This window comes from Lacibacter sp. H375, from assembly GCF_037892425.1.
GTDB lineage: Bacteria > Bacteroidota > Bacteroidia > Chitinophagales > Chitinophagaceae > Lacibacter.
In genome coordinates, this window is the sequence record NZ_JBBKTT010000001.1 from 217,271 (window position 1) to 237,012 (window position 19,742).

Annotated in this window: 14 protein-coding genes; 2 read left to right on the forward strand and 12 right to left on the reverse strand. The window is 39.6% G+C overall.

What is annotated here, in order from left to right; genetic code table 11:
* Nucleotides 1-24: 24 nt before the first annotated feature.
* Both WG954_RS00925 and WG954_RS00930 read right to left on the reverse strand, forming a co-directional pair.
* On the reverse strand, nt 25-915 hold the full coding sequence (locus tag WG954_RS00925) for a carbohydrate kinase family protein (protein WP_340432698.1): 891 nt from the start codon (nt 913-915) through the stop codon (nt 25-27).
* A gap of 23 nt (nt 916-938) precedes the next feature.
* Nucleotides 939-2,267: a sugar porter family MFS transporter gene (locus WG954_RS00930; RefSeq protein WP_340432701.1), complete on the reverse strand. Its 1,329-nt coding sequence runs from the start codon at nt 2,265-2,267 to the stop codon at nt 939-941.
* Between the two features lie 342 nt (nt 2,268-2,609).
* Here WG954_RS00930 and WG954_RS00935 point away from each other — a divergent pair, with 342 nt between their 5' ends.
* Nucleotides 2,610-5,396: a hybrid sensor histidine kinase/response regulator transcription factor gene (locus tag WG954_RS00935; protein WP_340432703.1), complete on the forward strand. Its 2,787-nt coding sequence runs from the start codon at nt 2,610-2,612 to the stop codon at nt 5,394-5,396.
* A 145-nt stretch (nt 5,397-5,541) separates the two neighbouring features.
* Here the strand turns inward: WG954_RS00935 and WG954_RS00940 are convergent, their stop codons facing one another.
* On the reverse strand, nt 5,542-6,390 hold the full coding sequence (locus WG954_RS00940; RefSeq protein WP_340432705.1) for a hypothetical protein: 849 nt from the start codon (nt 6,388-6,390) through the stop codon (nt 5,542-5,544).
* 86 nt (nt 6,391-6,476) lie between these two features.
* A complete protein-coding gene (locus WG954_RS00945) occupies nt 6,477-7,205 on the reverse strand; it encodes a hypothetical protein (protein ID WP_340432706.1) in 729 nt (242 codons plus the stop codon).
* A 567-nt stretch (nt 7,206-7,772) separates the two neighbouring features.
* On the opposite strand from WG954_RS00945, the gene WG954_RS00950 reads away from it, so the two are divergent.
* Nucleotides 7,773-8,180 carry a hypothetical protein gene (locus tag WG954_RS00950; protein WP_340432709.1) on the forward strand — a complete coding sequence of 136 codons (408 nt, stop codon included), beginning with the start codon at nt 7,773-7,775 and terminating at the stop codon, nt 8,178-8,180.
* Nucleotides 8,181-8,357: 177 nt separating this feature from the next.
* Here WG954_RS00950 and ftsZ read toward each other — a convergent pair whose 3' ends face one another.
* From ftsZ to mraY, 8 genes are all read right to left on the reverse strand, one after another.
* Nucleotides 8,358-10,217 (reverse strand): cell division protein FtsZ, encoded by a 1,860-nt coding sequence (ftsZ, locus tag WG954_RS00955; protein WP_340432710.1) that lies wholly within the window; start codon nt 10,215-10,217, stop codon nt 8,358-8,360.
* Nucleotides 10,218-10,327: 110 nt separating this feature from the next.
* The gene (ftsA, locus tag WG954_RS00960) at nt 10,328-11,728 is read right to left on the reverse strand and encodes a cell division protein FtsA (protein ID WP_340432712.1); all 1,401 of its coding nucleotides are present in this window, start codon (nt 11,726-11,728) and stop codon (nt 10,328-10,330) included.
* 205 nt (nt 11,729-11,933) lie between these two features.
* The gene (locus WG954_RS00965; RefSeq protein ID WP_340432714.1) at nt 11,934-13,115 is read right to left on the reverse strand and encodes a cell division protein FtsQ/DivIB; all 1,182 of its coding nucleotides are present in this window, start codon (nt 13,113-13,115) and stop codon (nt 11,934-11,936) included.
* A 5-nt stretch (nt 13,116-13,120) separates the two neighbouring features.
* A complete protein-coding gene (gene murC, locus WG954_RS00970) occupies nt 13,121-14,491 on the reverse strand; it encodes a UDP-N-acetylmuramate--L-alanine ligase (RefSeq protein WP_340432715.1) in 1,371 nt (456 codons plus the stop codon).
* Complete coding sequence (gene murG / locus WG954_RS00975) at nt 14,488-15,582, reverse strand: undecaprenyldiphospho-muramoylpentapeptide beta-N-acetylglucosaminyltransferase (RefSeq protein ID WP_340432717.1); 1,095 nt, start codon at nt 15,580-15,582, stop codon at nt 14,488-14,490. The genes murC and murG overlap by 4 nt, the downstream gene beginning before the upstream one ends.
* Nucleotides 15,579-16,820, reverse strand: a complete 1,242-nt coding sequence (locus tag WG954_RS00980; RefSeq protein WP_340432718.1) for an FtsW/RodA/SpoVE family cell cycle protein — start codon at nt 16,818-16,820, stop codon at nt 15,579-15,581. Before WG954_RS00980 ends, murG begins: the two co-directional genes overlap by 4 nt.
* 47 nt (nt 16,821-16,867) lie before the next feature.
* Nucleotides 16,868-18,208 (reverse strand): UDP-N-acetylmuramoyl-L-alanine--D-glutamate ligase, encoded by a 1,341-nt coding sequence (murD, locus tag WG954_RS00985; protein WP_340432719.1) that lies wholly within the window; start codon nt 18,206-18,208, stop codon nt 16,868-16,870.
* A 236-nt stretch (nt 18,209-18,444) separates the two neighbouring features.
* Nucleotides 18,445-19,722 (reverse strand): phospho-N-acetylmuramoyl-pentapeptide-transferase, encoded by a 1,278-nt coding sequence (gene mraY / locus WG954_RS00990; RefSeq protein WP_340432721.1) that lies wholly within the window; start codon nt 19,720-19,722, stop codon nt 18,445-18,447.
* Nucleotides 19,723-19,742 lie beyond the last annotated feature (20 nt).

Genomic DNA, 19,742 nt, shown 5'->3' on the forward strand with positions numbered 1-19,742 from the left:
TTGGTTTAAAAGTTCAAAAACATTTCAGCATGTTTCCATAGGTATTTTTATATCATGTAATTCATACATCGGGCAGGCACCATGTTTAGTTGCAATGAAAGAACCAATGACGCAGGCAAACTCTAACGCTTCCTGCCCGCTCTTTCCTTCTAATAATTTTGACAGCAAGCCTGCAAGAAATGCATCGCCACTACCAACTGTATCTGCAACAGTAACATTGAAGCCCTCCTGACGGTAAAATGTTTGGTTCATATTTAAGACCGCACCATGCTCACCCATAGTAACAACCATATCAGCAATATGGAAGCGTTCCATTACTACTTGCATCTGCTCTTCAATTAATTTGTAATCACAAAACCATGAACTTACAAACTTAAGTTCAGTCTGATTGAGTTTTAAGAACTGCGCCTTTGACAATAATTCTCTTAACAGTTGTGGTGTAAAATGTGGTATGCGCAGATTAATATCCAGCACAGGTTTCTTTGCTGCTTCCAGCAATTGAAACAATGTTCTTCCTGTATGTTGTGTGCGTGCTGCTAAACTTCCATACACAAAATAATCTGCTTGCTGAACAAGATCGGTATGGTTGTTTTGCAAATCAATAAAGTCCCATGCTGATGGTTTTACAATATCATATACCATTTCATCATCATCATTCGGCCTGCCATATACTTTTCCTGTTTCGTAACATTCATCAATCTGAAAAAAATCAGTACATACTCCACGTTTAGAAAAAATTGTTTTCAATTTTCTACCTTCTTCATCGTTCCCGATTTTTGTAATAAGTACAGGATTTTTTTTCAATTGCTGCAAATGAAAAGCCACATTCATTGGTGCACCACCCGGCACGGCTCCGCCCGGAAGAATATCCCATAGCACTTCACCAAAGCAAACAACAGGATGTTTCGGATTCATATTTATTATACTGAGTTTAGTAATTAATGTAAAATGAGTGCGCCTTCTATCTGTTCAAGCGACTTCCCTTTTGTTTCGGGCATTACCTTCCATACAAAAACCAGTTGTATACACATCATCACACAAAAGAATAAAAATGTATTACCGCCACCCGCCTTCTCTGCCAGGTATGGAAAAGAGAATGCAATAGCTGCTGCCATTACCCAATGTGTGGTACTGCCAAGTGTTTGTCCTTTTGCACGCACTTGGTTTGGAAAAATTTCAGAAATAAATACCCATATCACCGCTCCTTGTGAGAAAGCAAAAAAAGCAATGTATGTGAACAGGAATAATGGAACGAGTATGCCGCTGAAGTTTTGCATATAAAAAGAGTACGATACCAGTCCCAGTGTAAGGATCAAACCGAGTGACCCGATCATCATCAATGTTTTTCGCCCCACCTTATCAATAAAATTCATAGCGAGTAAAGTGAAAATGAAATTAATAACGCCAAGACCAATGGTAGATAAAAGTGATGATCCGGTTCCTAAACCAGTCATTTCAAAAATGCGTGGCGCATAGTAAATAATAGCGTTGATGCCAGACACCTGATTAAAGATGGCAAACAACATGGCCAACATTACAGGTGTGCGATACTTTTTTGAAAATAATGGTTCAGATTGCAGGGCATCATTTACGTTATTACCAAGCGTAATATCCTGCACTATTTTATCGGCCGATGCCGGATTAATGAGTTTAAAAATTTCTAGCGCTTTTGCATTTTCTCCTTTTTTCAGTATCAACCAACGTGGGCTTTCAGGAACGAACCGCAAAAGGATCAGAAACAGTGCGGATGGAATTGCCTGTATGCCCAACATCAACCTCCACGATTGCTCACCCGACAGTCCAATGATATAATTTGATAAATATGAAACCACAATTCCCAACACCACATTAAACTGGAACATACCAACCAGTTGTCCTCTTTTTTCTGCGGGAGAGATCTCAGAAATATAAATAGGCGCTGTAACAGAAGATGCTCCAACACCAAGTCCGCCCATAAAACGAAAAACAAGGAATACCCACCAATCAGTAGCCAAAGCGGTACCAATGGATGATAACAAATAAAGCACTGCAATGAGGATAAGAGTTTTTTTACGTCCCAATCTGTCTGATGGAATTGCGCCGAAGATGGCACCGATGATCGTTCCGATCAATGCAATAGAAACTGTAAGTCCATGTTCAACGGTAGTAAGGCCCCAATATTTTTGAATAGATTGTTCGGCTCCGGAGATCACAGCAGTATCGAATCCGAAAAGAAAACCTCCTATGGCAATTACGAGCGACCAGGTGAAAACGCTTTTTGCGTACATAAGCAATCATTTGTTGCTTCAAATTTCAATTTTGCAACAAACAATGCTGTTGAGTATAGGGTCAAAATCATTTAAAATTGGGACATTCTCTTTTTTTCATTTAAGTAGTTGAAAAACATTGTACTTACATTCCATAATTCATTTTTATGTCTCACATTGTTTCTAAAATTGAGTCGCAGATTATTGAAAAATGGACAAGCCAAGGTTCGTAAAACAAACTATCTAACCGGGAATGACCCGAAATTGAATGAAAAGGAACATTATTGAAAATGCGTTCTTAAGAAAATATCTCAAATTGCATTCAGGTTGCCTGGTTACTTTGTAGTTCGTAAACTGAAATGTATGCTGTGTAGAAAAGGTTTGCTTGTTTTATATACTCTGTTTTTTCTTTTGTCTTTTTCGTCCTGTAGTAACAGACATGAAAAAAAGACCCGAATTGGTTTTTCTCAATGCCTTGGTACTGATAGCTGGAGAAAGACGATGCTTGCAGAAATGAACAGGGAGCTTTCTTTTCATAATAACATTGAACTGATATATAAAAATGCCGATGGAAACAGTAAACGGCAGATTGAGCAAATAAATGAACTGCTTGCACAGGAGATCGACCTTCTCATAGTATCGCCCAACGAAGTAAACCCTCTTACACCTGCTGTTGAAAAAGCCTATGATTCAGGCATCCCTGTAGTTGTGATCGATCGTCGGACCAGCTCTAATAAATACACTGCCTTTATTGGCGCTTCAAATTTTGAAGTGGGGCAAAATGCCGGACGCTATGCCGCAGCTGTATTAAAAGGAAAAGGTAATGTGATTGAGGTAACGGGTATTCCCGATGCGTCACCGGTAATAGACCGGCATAAGGGTTTTATGGATGTGATCGACGATTACAAGGGTATTAACTATCTTAAACGGTTCAACAATTACCTTACTGATTCAAGCACAAAGAATCCCGTCTATCAATTCCTGCTGGCAAATCCACATGTTGATTTTATTTATGCGCAGAACGACTATATGGCCTTTGACATGTACAAAATCTGCAAACGTTTAGGATTAGAAAAAAAGATAAAAATCATAGGCATTGACGGCTTGCCTTTAAAAGATGAAGGTCTTGATATGGTGGCGAACAATTATATTGATGCCACTGTGCTTTACCCAACGGGTGGTGGCGAGGCTATTCTTACGGCGGTAAATATTTTGCAGAAAAAGCCTTACAAGAAAGAGAACCAGTTGTTCACCACAATCATTGACTCTTCCAATGTGCGAATCATGAAATTGCAGAATGCAAAAGTGCTTACCCAGCAGGAGGATATTGACAGAAGACAAAAAATCATTAACCGCCAGGTGATCGTATCGAAGAACCAGTCAAATATTATTATTGCTATTTCCGTTACACTTGCGTTGGCACTGATCTTTGGAGGTATTGTATTTTATTACCTTGAAGAAAATAAAAAGATCACCCGCAAACTGGCTCAACAAAAAGAAACTCTTCAACAACAAAAAGAAGAAATTGCCGACCAACGTAATCAGTTAATTGAATTAATGGGGAAAGTAAAGGAAGCAACAGATGCAAAATTTAATTTCTACACCAATATATCGCATGAGCTGCGTACTCCTCTTACATTGATCATGGGGCCACTTGAAGATGCATTATTATCTTCTAAACTTCATTTTACAATTAAGAATGACCTTGAGTTTATCCGCAGGAATACCATTCGTCTCTTGCGCCTGATCAACCAGCTGATGGATTTCCGTAAGATCGAAGAAGGAAAAATGAAATTACGTGCCTCTGAAAACAACCTTTCAAATTTTGTAATTGATATCACCAATGCATTTCAGGATCTCGCAAGAAAGAAATCAATTTCGTTTAGTGTCGACAGCAAGGTGAAAGATCTCAGCCTTTGGTTTGATGCAACAATGCTTGATAAAGTATTGTTCAACCTCCTTTCAAATGCATTCAAATTTACAAATGGAAACGGTTTTATTCATGTAATGATCGATAAAACAATTGATGGGAAACATGCACTAATAAAAGTAGAAGATAGCGGTATTGGTATGTCGCCAGAAGAAGCGAAACATATATTTGAAATGTTTTACCAGGGTGAAGACAGTGCAGTAAAGGGTACAGGACTTGGATTGTCACTTTCTAAAGAACTGATTTTACTTCATCACGGCAGCATTTCTGTCAACAGCACAAAAGGTAAAGGAACAACGTTTGAAATATTGCTGCCCATTGGGAAAGAACATTTGAAGCCGGAGGAGATCATAACTTTTCAACCAAGTTTAAGTCTTTACGAGGACATTAAGATCTATACAACCGATATTGAACCAATGAATATTGAGTCAGAAACTGTTTCAACGACAGAAAAAGAGCATTCTATTCTGTTGATTGAAGACAACGAAGACCTACGTGTATTTTTAGAGCAGCGTCTCGGCCAACAATATGAAATTCATTCAGCGGAACACGGTGATAAAGGCATTGCTCTTGCATTTGACATAATTCCTGACCTGATCATTTCCGATATCATTCTCCCGGGAAAAAATGGTTTGCAAATCACTGAAGTATTAAAGCAGGATATCCGCACTTCTCACATTCCTGTTATTTTATTAACGGCTAAAGGAAGTATTGAAGAACAGATTGAAGGCATCCGCACGCAAGCCGATGCATTTGTGGTAAAGCCTTTCAACCTTGAGTACCTCGAAGAAACCATCAAGAACTTAATCAAGAACAGGGCTGTATTGCGTGAACATTATACCAGTGAATTGCCAACTGAAACAAGAAGCAACTCAGCAAATAAGATAGACCGTAAGTTCATTAATCAGTTTACAGCCATTGTTGAAAACAATATTGAAAACGAGAACTTCTCCATTGATGACATTTGTAAAGAGATCGGCATTTCAAAAAAACAACTCTACCGAAAAGCAAAGGCGTTAATTGGATTAAACATTAATGATTATATTTTAACGGTACGATTGCAAAAAGCAAGATTCTTATTATCGAGCGAAGACCTGTCAATTTCCGAAGTTGCATTCAAAGTAGGTTTTGCATCGCAGGCATATTTCTCTACGGTATTCAAATCGAAATTTGGCGTATCGCCTTCTGAGTTTAAAGCGGGAAAGAAATTTAACAGTTGAATATCCTGACCGTTATTTTACATAAAATAAATCAACTGATTAATATCGGCAAGTAGAAAGTTTGAACTCTGTTTAGTCCCGGGCACATGCAAAGCCCCGATCAAAATATCGGGGCTTTGCAATATGTAGAGTTGTTTGTTGTCTATTATAAACGCACACCCACACTTGCAGTTACATAAAAACGATTGCGTCCATATTCACCGTTCGAAGTAATGAGGTTTTGCGGCATTACATAAGATGGGCTCAAAACTGCATTGAACTTACCCCACACCAATACAAGTGGCATTGTGTATTCGTAAGCTAAAATGGAAAATGTATTTACATTCCTGGTTTCAGTTACCGTTTGAGGTGGACCAACGGGCAGCCCCCCCACCGTACTGTTTTGTTTTTTCTGATACGTTTCGCTAAAGCGTTGTGTACCACCATAGGCTGTTATTGTAGGATTGATGGCAAATGCTTTTGCCTCACCTTCTTTTAACGGTATAATGAATAAATGATCAAGTCCTGCTGTTGCACCGATATCGGTATTGTTGCTGAACTTCAGATCAGCACCAAGATTTATATTGACAATTTTATTTTGAAGGGACGTGTTAATTCCTGTTTGGTATTTTAATGCTGACTGCACCAGCACTGATTCGTCTTTATATAAAAACCGTGACACAAATACATTACCTGAAAATTTATCACTCTCCGGAAAACGATAGCCAAGTTCTACACTTCCACCGGTATACTGAAAAGGCAACGCACTGTTTGCAATAAAAATAGCTGCACCCTGTGCATACAATCCATTTTTCAATTGATAGCTGATAATTGGTAATGTTGCGTTACTACTCAAACTATCTGTTCGGCCAAGAAAATGTACAAGCGATTGATGGGCTATGTTGGCTGTAAAAACCGGCTTCCTTGCATCAGCTTTTGTGCTATCGCCCTGTGCAGAAAGAATGAGCGGATTAACGAGCACAAGAAATAAGAACAGTTGTTTATACTTTTTCATGGCTTTACGGTTTGATAAAGGTTTGAAGAAGAAAGTCCCGCCGTGGCGGGACCTTCTTTCCCAATCGTCAATACAAAATATTCACCTTACTGACGACCAGCTGAAACTGCTGAATTACTGCTTGCAGAAACTTCAGCATTAGCGTTTACTTTTGTTTTCTTTACTTTCTTCACTGTAGCTTTTGCATTCTTCTTTGCGTCGGCAGCTTTTGCTTCTGCTTTTTCTTTCATTGCATCAGCTTTCGCTTTGGCATCAGTTTTCACTTCTGCACTACCATTGATCTCGCCATTTGCAGATGCATTGTTTGAATTTACTTCACCGTTTGCATTAGCATTGGTATTGCTGCTGATGTTTAAGCCGGGCTTAACATCATTCCGTAATTCTTTTTCTGCAGTACGGATGCCCTGTGCTTCAGCAACTACCATTTCTTTTACTTCAGCAGAAATACCTTTCCCCTGTTCTGTTGCGTTTGTCTCAGATTTCAAACGTGCATCAACGGCTGTTTCATTAGTAACTTTTGCATTGCTGCTTTTTAATGTTGCATTAGTTGCAGCATTTGTTTTTGCTGATACATTAGCAGTTGTGCGTATTGCAACATTTGCTGTTGTTTGCACCACTTTACCAGTAGCGTTCACAACTCTTGTTGTAGCCTGTGTTGTTTTACTTACAACATCTGCCACTTTTGTTGTACTCACTGTTGCTTTTGTAACCGCACTTGTTGTGCTGTTCAAGTTAAGGTTTACTTGTGCAAATGCTGCATTTCCTAAAAGCATTACTGCTGCTGCTACGGATAACTGTTTCATCTTGTTCTTCATACTGTTTTGTTTTGATGATTGAATATGTATAAAAGCTTTTGCAGCTTTTCAACGGATATACAGACAGATGATGTTTCCAGAGGTTTAAAAGTGTTGATAAAGTTTTTTTACATCAACACTCATCCAAAATCATAAACTGTGCCAAGAGAAATTTTCTTTTACTTATCACAAACAATAAGACGCAGTTCCTATTCAAAATCAATGCGTAAGAGATATTTAAAGAAGGATAAAAAAGATATATACATTCACAAAGTATCAGCTTATAAAACTTCTTTTTCTTGAGTTGAAATCCATTAAACACTCATTTACGTACATGAAGGTTTTCTTTGACTATACTTCTGTGTTAAGTATTTATTTTTATATCATGTAGCACTTCGATTATCATTGATCAGGAAAATGCGTATGGCATTTTATCTGCCTTAATCATGGTTATATTTTCGCTTATTATTACTTATTACAGACATTTCAATAGAAATATCAAACTATGATCAAGATCATCTTTTTCACCTATCCCTGTCAGCTACCTGAAAGCCCCTGCCTTTTACTTTCGTATGCAAATTATTGTACATGAAAAAAATCATCAGCTCCGGTTTTATTGCAAGCATCGTTCTACTGGTGTTTGCTTACCTGTGTTTATTGGTGATGCCCATCCTGCTACCAAAAGTGGCCGAAGAATACTATAATCCTTCGTTTGTCAATGATGAATCACGCAATCTCCTTTATTATGTTCATCCTGTTTTATTGGCTTTTGGCCTTGCATGGTTCTGGAACAGGTTTAAAGCATTGCTAAAAGGAAATGCATTGATGCAGGGTATTGAAATGGCATTCATCTATGTAATAATTGCAACTGTTCCTTCCTTACTAATTACTTATAGTGCCATCAATGTTTCATTGCTAACTATAGGAACCTGGTTGTTATATGGTTTTTTCCAAACATTGATCGCCGGACTTATTTTTTCAAGAATGCATGTTTAGATTCGTTTAAGTATAAATGGCAGACTTTCGTTTTCTCATGTTTAAGGTTTGACAAAAAAAGAAACCCCTCCGTAAAGCAGAGGGGTTTTACACAACTAATAAAAATCAACGATTCTAAAAATTCACCTTACAACTATAAAACAAAGATTTCTCTATGTTGAAACATAGAGCAAGTCATTAATCTGGTTTTTTACCATCTAAAAATGTGTTGATGGTATTGATCTGCGCCTGGTTATTCTCATCGCTTTGTACAGTGTAATTGCTGTAGAAATTTTCTGCAGGCGAAATTGTATTGTACAATTCTAAATTACGGCGGAGATATGCCGGCACAGTGTCAAACTCATTATTCGGATCGCTGCCATGAATGTTAAACGAGAGGTTTCTCAACTTCTGTAAACGATCGGCTGCTTTTTTCCGTTGCTCTTCTGCCTCATCCGTTACCGGAGGCTCTTCCGAAGAAGCAAGATGAACATTTTGATCGGCCCTAAGCTCTTTCTCCGCCGTTGGTTGTTCTTTTTTCTCCACCAACTGCATTTCGAACGACTCTTCCTCGTCCTTTACAATGTGCAATTGTTGTACGGGAGATTCAACCGGTTTTTCTTCGGCCTTTATTTCCGGAATGGATTCTTCTTCTGTTTCTACATAAATCATCGTTGGCTTCTTCAGGAATGCACTTGTAGGTTTTACTTCCTGAACCGGCTGTTTCATTACCACTTCTTCGTTCACTTCTGCAACCGGAGCTGTTACTTCAGGTTGCATAGTTTGTACAGGAGCAATTGGCTCTAATACAAATTCGATCTTCTCTGTTTCAACAACAGGTGCTGCTGTTACTTCCACTTTTACAACAGGTGCTTCAGTTGATAAAACAGGTTGCAGATTTACCTCTTTAGTAACGGCAGGGGCAACATTTTCAACAGGAGCCGGAGCAGGTGCCGGAGTTGGCTTCGGCTCCTCCGCAAAAAGAGCGGGCTGTGAATATGCTTTTTTCTCTGGCTCAGCCAAAGTCATAACGATCTTTTCTGTTTTCGGTTTTACTTCTTCAACAACAGCAGGTTTTTTATCGAATGGATCTTTTGCTTCGAATCCTGTTGCAATAAGTGTAATACCGATCTTATCACCTAACGTACTATCATAACCTAAACCAAGGATCACATCGGTGTTTTCACCAGCTTGTGACAACAAATGGTTTTGAATAATCTCAACTTCATCCATGGTGAACTCATGCTCACCTTCTGCACTATTGATATTAATAAGTATCCATTTTGCGCCTTTAATATCATTATCATTCAACAATGGTGAATTCAATGCCTCTTCAATAGCACGCTGTGCACGGTTATCACCATTTGCACTTGCATTACCAAGAATAGCCACACCACCGTTTTTCATTACAGTACATACATCCGCAAAATCGACGTTGATCTGACCAGTACTGTTAATAACATCAGTAATACATTTTGCAGCAGTTGCTAATACATTATCTGCTTTTGAAAATGCTTCTTTCATTTTCAAGTTACCAAACTGGTGACGCAGTTTATCATTGCTGATCACAAGTAATGTATCAACATATTCTTTCAAACGTCCAATGCCATCTTCTGCTTGCTGAATACGTTTCTTTCCTTCGTAACCAAATGGTGTTGTAACAATACCAACAGTAAGAATGCCGAGATCCTTACAAATTTTTGCAATGATGGGTGCACCACCCGTACCGGTACCACCGCCCATACCTGCAGTAATGAACGCCATCTTGGTATTCACCTCCAGCATCGTTTTTAATTCTTCTAAACTTTCCTCTGTTGCCTGTCTTCCAATTTCAGGATTGGCACCTGCACCAAGGCCCTGCGTTAAATGCGGACCTAACTGCACTTTATTTGGCACCATGCTTTGCGCAATTGCCTGTGCATCTGTATTACAAATAATAAAATTTACTCCTTCAATAACTTGAGCATGCATGTGATTTACTGCATTGCTACCACCGCCACCAACACCAATTACTTTGATGATGGATGACTTTTCCTTTGGCAGATCAAAATGTATCATAACTTTCCGGGTTTGCTGGGTTAGTAAGTTTTTTATTGAAGTCGGTAGCCGATAGTTGTCAGTTGATAGCCCTATACTATTTACTAAGGACTATCGGCTGCAGACTGTATTTAAAGCTTGCGATCTTCTTCTTCGTTAAACAAATCAATCAGCCCGTCTTTAATGCTGTCCATAAATCCTTTCAGGCTCTTGCGTTTTTTAACACGCACCACATGCGTTTCAGATTGCTCATCGTATACATTCACTACTTCTGCAACCGGTTCTTCTTTTATTTCAATTCCTTTCAACTTGTTCTGTGTGTTCTCGAATACATTATAGCCTTTCATGATCAAACCGATACATGTTGAATACATTGGCTTAGCCAACTCATCAATATGACCCGGAGCCAAATGTTCGTTCGGGAAACCGATACGTGCATTCAATCCTGTTACATATTCTGTTAACTGAATAAGATGTTTCAATTGTGAACCACCACCTGTTAACACAATACCACCATTGAGCATGCGGTTATCTAAACCAACCTGCTTTAAATGATAGGTTACAAAATCCATGATCTCACTCATACGTGCCTGGATGATGTGCGCAAGATTTTTTACACTGATCTCTTTCGGCGCCATTCCACGAATGCCAGGAATAGTGATGAACGCATTTGATTTTGCTTCATCAGCCAAGGCACTACCAAACTGCACTTTCATTTGTTCTGCCTGTGTACGCAATACACCTAATCCCATTTTAATATCGTTGGTAATATTCTCACCACCGAATGGAATAACTGCAGTATGTTTTAAAATACCTTCATAAAAAACTGCGAGATCAGTTGTGCCACCACCAATATCAACAATGGCAACACCTGCTTCAAGATCATGCTCGCACATAACAGCAGCAGCAGATGCCAAAGGTTGCAATACAAGATCTCTTACTTTCAAATTACTCTTCTCAACACTGCGATTAATATTGCGGATCGCATTTTTATCGCCGGTGATGATGTGGAAGTTTGCTCCAACTTTCACGCCACTATAACCAATTGGGTTAGGAATGTTTTGAAAGTTATCCACGGTGAATTCCTGTGGTATCACATCAATGATCTGATCACCTGCAGGAATATATGTTTTGTATTGATCGCCGATGAGCTGATCAATTTCACGTTGCGCAATTTCTTCTTCGTTGTTCTGACGAACAATATCGCCACGTGTTTGCAATGATTTAATGTGATGGCCTGCAATACCAACGTATACTTCGTTGATCTCAAGATTTGGGTTGCTTGCATAGCAATTTTGTAAAGCCTGTTCAATAGCTTTAATTGTTTGATCGATGTTTAACACCATGCCGTGTTGCACACCGCTGGAGTTTGCACGACCAAAGCCAAGAATTTCAAGTTTGCCGAACTCATTCTTACGTCCGGCAATAGCAGCGATCTTGGTTGTACCAATATCCAATCCCACGATGATGGGGTTGTTATTGACAGCCTGTGCGCTCATTGCTGTTCCGTTTGTGGGTGATTCCGTTGTCATAGTTGTATGTTGTTTTTTAGTTGTGTGAACTTTTTTGTTTTTATGGTTATCAACTGTTGTGCGTGTTTGTTCATCGTTGCGTCGCACTCTTGTACGGCTTTCTTACATTCATCTTCAACCCACCCCTTTCATCATTCCTTAGTGCAACACTCTGTCGCCCCTCCAGGGAGGGGATAAACACTCCTCACTCATTACTCATCATTCATCACTCATTCTCTTTCTTCTTCATCACTGCTTTAGGTTGTTTTTTCACAGGTTGGCTCTTCGCCTCATTCAACACACTTTCTTCTTCGGTCTTAGGCTTAGGTTTTTGTTCAGTTGGTTTTGGATTCTGTACAATGGTTTTTACTGTAGGGGTAGGGAGTTGGTTTTTCATCGCATTGCGATTTTCATTTGTCTCTGGTTTCACAGTAGCGGACTTTAAAACGGGCTCTGCGGATGTTGGTTCTCTCTTATAGGTCCCGGAGGTAAGCAAACTGTTTGGGTCTTGGTTTATAAGTGGTTTTTCAGTTGTTAATGTTGTGTCGCTGTTTATATAACTTGTATCAATAGCCCTGCTCACTTCATAATTATTTTGTTCTACCACAAAACTTTTGAACAGGCTTACACTGTCTCTTCTAACAGCCACCAGTTGTTTATCATAACGCACATCTAATGCGCTGTAATAATTCCAGCCGGTTTTATTCATGATGTTTTTATAAAACAACAGCAGGCGATTAAACTTCTGCTCCATTTTCTCTGTATTGCCAAATTGAATAAGATGATTCCCAAGCTTGGGTACCAATTCAAATTCATAGTTGTTGATGTTCACCTGATCAACCTGTGCCATCCAGAAATCATTCTTTATTAAGTAGTGGCCCATTTCTTTCACCTGCTCCTGTAACAAACTATCTTTCTTTTTTGCAACCGTTGTTTCATTCGGGAAAGATGTAAACACAGGTACACGTGCAACCTGGTCGTTGGTGATCGGCAACTGTTCGCCCATGTCATCAATATAAAACGACTGACCATTTACCATAAACACTCTAGCCACAGGTTCACGTTCTGTTATATCAGCATGCAGTACATCATTATTATCAAAGAACAATTCTGCATTACGTATCCAGAGATTACGTTCCAGCAGTTCTTCCAGCTGTTGCAGATCAAATGTTTTAACAGGCGCACCTTTCATCAGATCAGGACGACCACCGGAGATCGTATTCAGTATTTGCTTTTTACTCACATACTCCGTTCCATCAACTCCTGTAATATTTACAATAACATCTTTGCAGCGCTTTCCGTTTTTATTACGGGCAGCAGCAACCAGCAGCACAATTGTTGCCGTACAAACCACCGTCCACATGACAGTGAGTACTAACTTCTTCCACGAAAATTTCTTACTGCTCATTATAATTATGCTTCTATCTTCTTTTTTAACTCTAGTAACATCGCATCAATATCTCCTGCACCTGCTGTTACAAACACCACATCTTTATTTACTTTACTCTTTACCTCATTCAACAACTCTTCTTTTGATAATATCTGCTTCTTTTTCAATTTCATCTTGTTTAAGATGAGTTCGCTTGTTACTCCTTCAATCGGTAATTCACGTGCCGGATAAATCGGCAAGAGAATTACTTCATCAGCCATATCAAGACTTGCTGCAAAACCATCAGCTAAGTCTCTTGTTCTTGTAAACAGGTGCGGTTGAAATACCAGCACCAGTTTTTTATCTTCAAACAAACTTCTTGCTCCGGTGATTAGCGCTCTCAACTCTTCCGGATGGTGTGCATAATCATCTACAAACACCACTTCTCCTTCACCGGGCGCAATCACATATTCAAATCGTCTCTTCACTCCTTTAAATGCAGTTACTGCTTCTTTTATTTTTTCATCATCGATCTTCAATACATGCGCAACTGCAATAGCTGCTAAACCATTTTCAACATTATGCAGCCCACCAACATTCAACAACACATCTTTTAATATCCAATCACCAAACACCACATCAAAGACATAACTGCCGTTTTGTACTTTTAGATTCGTTGAATGAACCGTGGCATTTGTATCATTGAGGTGATAAGTAATGTGATTGTCTGCAACCAGATCATTGTATCGTTTCAATCCATGCTTGCTGATGAGCCATCCACCGGGTTTAATTTTTCTTGTAAACTCAATGAAGGCTTCTTCCATTGCTTCAGCAGTTCCATAGATATCTAAATGATCTGCATCCATTGCAGTGATCACTGCAATATCCGGACTCAGCTTATGAAATGAACGATCATATTCATCGGCTTCCACCACACACACATTGTTATCGCTTGCCCAGAAGTTGCGATTATAATTCACCGCAATACCGCCGAGAAAAGCATTACAACCAAAACCACTGTGGCGCAGCAAATGACCCGTCATGGTACTGATGGTTGTTTTACCATGCGTACCTGCTACACATATATTCAAAGAACTTTGCGTAATGATCTGCAAAACATCACTCCTCTTTACTACGCTGTATCCATTCTGCAGATAATACTGATACTCTTTATGTTCCTTCGGAATAGCAGGTGTGTAAACCACCAATTGCACATCTTTCGGAATACGATCAACATCTTCACTGTAATTCACTTCAATTCCTTCTGCTTCCAATTGCGATGTAAGTGGTGTAACCGTTTTATCGTAACCACTCACCTTCACTCCATTCTCATTAAAGAACCTTGCAATTGCACTCATACCAATGCCACCAATTCCTACGAAGTACACTGCCTTTATATCGTTCAACTGAATCATTTCTTTATCAACTTCAATACTTCTGTTGCAATCACTGTATCGGCATCTGCCACACCCAGTTTTGCAATATGTTGTTTCAATTCATTTTGCTTTGCTTCATCTTTTGCCAATGCAATGATGCTGCTTACTAATTTTTCTTTTGCTTCACTGTCCTTCACCATCAATCCGGCATGTTTCGCAACCAAATGTTTAGCGTTTACTGTTTGGTGATCTTCAGCTGCATGCGGATAAGGAACAAACACTGCCGGCTTTGCCACCAAACAAATCTCAGCAATGGCCATTGCACCTGCTCTAGAGATCACTACGTCAGCGGCAGAGTAAGCATGTTCCATTTGACTGATAAATTCATTCACCCACACATGGTATTTTCCTGCTGCTCTTGCCTTTGCTGTTTCAGCATATATTTTCCCTGTTTGCCAAATGAGTTGCAGATTATTCATTTCAAATTCATCAAGCCCGGCATCAATTGCTTCGTTAATACTCCTTGCACCCAAACTTCCGCCAACCACGAGCACCGTTTTCTTTGTTGTTTCCAAACCAAAGTATTTTAACCCTTCTTCCTTCGTTATAGTAGAAAGCGAAATAGAAGCACGAACAGGATTACCGGTGATCATGATCTTTTGTGCCGGAAAAAACTTTTCCATCCCATCGCTGGCTACAAATACTTTTGTTGCTTTCTTTCCCAACATAATATTCGCCTTTCCTGCAAACGAGTTGCTTTCATGAATAAAGGATGCAATGCCTTTACCCTGGGCAAAACGCAACACCGGAAAACTGGAATAGCCGCCAACTCCTATCACTGCGTCTGGTTTAAATTGGTTGATAATCGATCGCACCTGTACAAAGCTTCGTATCAACTTAAACGGCAAACCCACATTTTTTATCAAAGAACTTCTGTTAAAACCTATAATATCTATACCCTTAATATCATAACCTGCCTGCGGCACTTTTTCCATTTCCATTCTGCCTTTTGCTCCAACAAACAATATCTCAGCATCGGGCTGTTGTTTTCTAATCGCATTGGCAATTGCAACGGCCGGAAAAATATGGCCGCCAGTTCCACCACCTGCAAGTATGATCTTTACACTCATGCCAACTCTTCTTTAACGTTCTCTGCTTTCCCTTCTGCATCTTCCACATTTCTCGCCACACTTAAAATGATACCGATGGATAAACAGGTAAACAAAAAGCTACTACCGCCCATGCTCACCAATGGAAGCGTTACACCTGTTACCGGGAACAATCCCACATTCACCGCCATGTTTGTCATGGCTTGTATCACGAGTGTAAAACTCAACGCCAATGCAAGGAATGCACCAAAAGCATACGGACACTTTCTAAATAATCTTATACTCCTGAACAGAAATACCATATAGATAAACACGATGAATGCCGCACCAATTATTCCATACTCTTCTATAATAATTGCATAGATATAATCCGAATAAGGATGTGGTAAGAAATTGCGTTGCTCACTGTTGCCTGGCCCTAATCCAAACACACCACCTTTTGCAACTGCGATCTTTGCCTGTTGTACCTGGTAAGGCGCTTCACCTTTTCCGGCATATACAAAATCCTGCACACGCTTGATCCATGTTGGTATGCGTCCTGCTGATAAAAGAGCCGGCAACTCTTTTGTTTTTCCTTCTTCTTTATCGTAGTAGGCACTGGCAATACCAATCAGGATAATTACCGGTACCATTACAGCCGCAGCAACCAACGCAATATGCTTGAAACTTATACGACCGATAAACAACAACAACATACTTGTTGCACCGGTGAGCAATGCGGTTGAAAGATTCGCAGGTGCAATTAGTCCGCAGATGACCACAATAGGTATCATCATTGGAATAAATCCTTTTTTGAAATCTTTGATGACATGTTGCTTCTTTGATAACAATCTCGACAGGTACATGAACAAAGCCAACTTGGCAATGTCGGAGGTTTGTACTGTAAGATTGATGATGGGCAACTTAATCCAACGGCTGCCATCGTTGATCGTTGCACCAAAGAACAATGTATAAATGAGTAACAGGATGGAGATGTAAAACAACATCTTCGCTACTCTTGAATAAATGGTATAGTTTACCCTGTGCGCAAAGTAAACAATGATAATACCCAACGAAATAAATGCGATCTGTTTAAAAAGATAAACGTAGGTATTGCCTTTGTATAATTTATAAGCCAAAGAGTTGGTGGCGCTGTACACTACCAATAAACTCACCAGCGACAATACAACCACGATTGCCCAGATCACTTTATCGCCACGGGTTTTATCCCGAAGCCCTGCCGCTGAAAATTTAGATGATATGTTTGCGATTTGACTCATTTCGTTTTGCTTCTTCGTATGTCTTACTCCGTACCTCGTACTTCTTTTTACAGATCTCTTACTGCTTGTTTAAACTGGTTACCCCTGTCTTCATAATTTTTAAACAGATCGAAACTTGCACAAGCCGGGCTCAGCAATACTGCATCACCTTTTTCTGCAAAATGGTAAGCTGCTCTTACTGCATCTTCCGCACTGGTGGTATTCACGATCAATGAAACTGTATCACCAAATGCTTCGTGAATTTTTCTGTTGTCTAACCCAAGACAAACAATTGCTTTTACTTTTTCCTTCACCAGTTCTTTTAATACTTCGTAATCATTTCCTTTATCAACACCACCAAGAATCAGAATGGTTGGATGCGTCATACTCTCCAACGCATACCAGGTAGAATTGATGTTGGTTGCTTTACTGTCGTTGATGTATTCAACTCCTTTTACCATTGCCACCATTTCCATTCTATGCTCAAGGCTTTCGAATGTGGTAACGGCCTCCCTGATCTTTTCTTTGCGGATACCTAAAGTAGCCGCTGCAATACCTGCTGCCATGGTGTTGTACTGGTTGTGTTTACCCTTGATCTTAAAATCGTCTACGCTCATTGTTACTTTGTCGTCGTTCACTGCAATCGTCATGGTGCCGTCTTTGATGAAAGCGCCTTTTTGTGGTTCCTGTTTCATGGTGAATGGTAATGGGGTTGATTGGAGAGTAAGTTTTTTTAAATACTTTACTGTAACCGGGTCATCGGCACAGTAAATGAAAAAATCGTCTTTCGTTTGGTTATTGAGGATCTTAAATTTTGCGTTGATATAATTTTCAAACCTGTATTCGTACCTGTCTAAATGATCTTCGGTAATATTGGTGAGTATAGCGATCTCCGCTTTGAACTCCTTAATATCATCGAGCTGAAAACTGCTGAGCTCAGCGATATATACTTCCTTTGGATCAATAGCAACTTGTTTTGCAATGCTGATACCGATGTTACCCACCAATGCGCAATCCAATCCTGCATGTTTGCAAATGTGATACGCTAATGATGTGGTAGTGGTTTTACCATTGCTTCCGGTAATTGCAACGATCTTGCTGTTACCTTTAAAACGATATGCCAACTCCACCTCACTGATTACAGGAATGCCTTGCTTGCGTATCTTCTTCATCATTTCACTCTTCTCAGGAATGCCGGGGCTCTTTACAATTTCATCTGCACTCAGAATTTTTTCTTCGCTGTGCATGCTCTCTTCAAACTCAATTCCGTACTCCTTCAACTCTTCTTTGTAAATGTTTTTGATAGGTCCTGCATCGCTCACAAATACATCATACCCTTGCTTCTTTGCAAGAATAGCAGCGCCTGCTCCACTTTCGCCGCCACCAAGTATGTAACATTTGTGTGCCATGTTCATTTCAAGTTTCCAGTTGCCTGATAAATGTTACCGGTAACCGGAGACCGGTAACATTTTCTTTTTTGGTTTTTCTACTTTTTTTATTTCCAATAGAGAAATAAAAAAGGCTCTTCACAAGTATGGGTTAGTACAGGATCTCAGAGGTGCTACATAGATGGTTCTCTTCTAAGTCTTACATAGGATTGGTTGGGTAAGGATTTAAAACCAGGGGTGGTTTTTCAATAACCTCTTTAACGGATTTTGAGTGTTACAATCGCCAGCACCACACAAAGAATCGTTACGATCCAAAAGCGGGTGACGATCTTACTCTCATGAAATCCTTTTTTCTGATAATGATGATGCAACGGACTCATTAAAAATATCCTTCTGCCTTCACCATATTTTCGCTTTGTGTATTTGAAGTAGCCAACCTGCAGCACCACACTCAGGTTTTCTACTAAAAACACTCCGCAGAAAATGGGTATCAATAATTCTTTTCTTACTAAAAATGCTAATGATGCAATTACACCGCCTAACATTAAACTACCGGTATCGCCCATGAACACTTGTGCCGGATAAGAGTTGTACCAGAGAAAACCGATACATGCACCAACCATTGCAGCAATGAAAATGGATAACTCACCAATTCCGGGTATATATAAAATGTTGAGATAATCGGCTAAGCGAATGTTACCACTTGCATAAGCGAATATGCCCAGACATATTCCAATTACCGCCGATACACCTGTTGCTAAACCATCAATCCCATCTGTAATGTTTGCACCGTTTGATACTGCAGTTACAATAAACACGACGATCATTACATACAATAACCATGTGGCACCACGGATTGCTTTCGGCAATAGTTTTGAATAATTAAATTCATGTCCCTTCACAAATGGAATGGTGGTGATAGGTCCATCTGCTTTAATCATGATTTTTTCTTCGCCATCCAGCTTTGGTTTCCTTGTTTGTGCATCCGCTGGTAGTTCTGTTCCTGTAAACTCACGGTAGGCACTCACAGAATCATTAAACATTAATGTTGTTGCAACTGCTACACCTAATACAACTTGTCCTAATACTTTAAACCAACCTGCCAATCCATCTTTATCCCCTTTCTTATAATTAACACCTTGCTCCTGTGCCAAACGTTTTGCACGGAGTTTCAAATAATCATCAATGAAGCCGATCATCCCCATCCATATTGTTGCAAACAACATGAGCAGGATATACACTTTGCTCACATCTGCTAACAATAAAGTAGGAACTACAATCGCAAGGATGATGATAAGACCACCCATTGTTGGTGTTCCTTTCTTTTGTTGTTCACCTGCTAATCCAAGATCACGAACCGTTTCACCAACCTGCCGTTTGCGCAGATAGTTGATGAGTTTTTTACCGAACACAGTTGAAATGATCAGTGATAACAATACAGCCAGCATCACCCTGCTGGTGATGAACTGGAACAGATTGTCGCCCGGGAATTTTATCCCGATACTGTTCAACCAATCAAATAAGTTCTTTAACATGCATTCAGTTTTTATTGTGA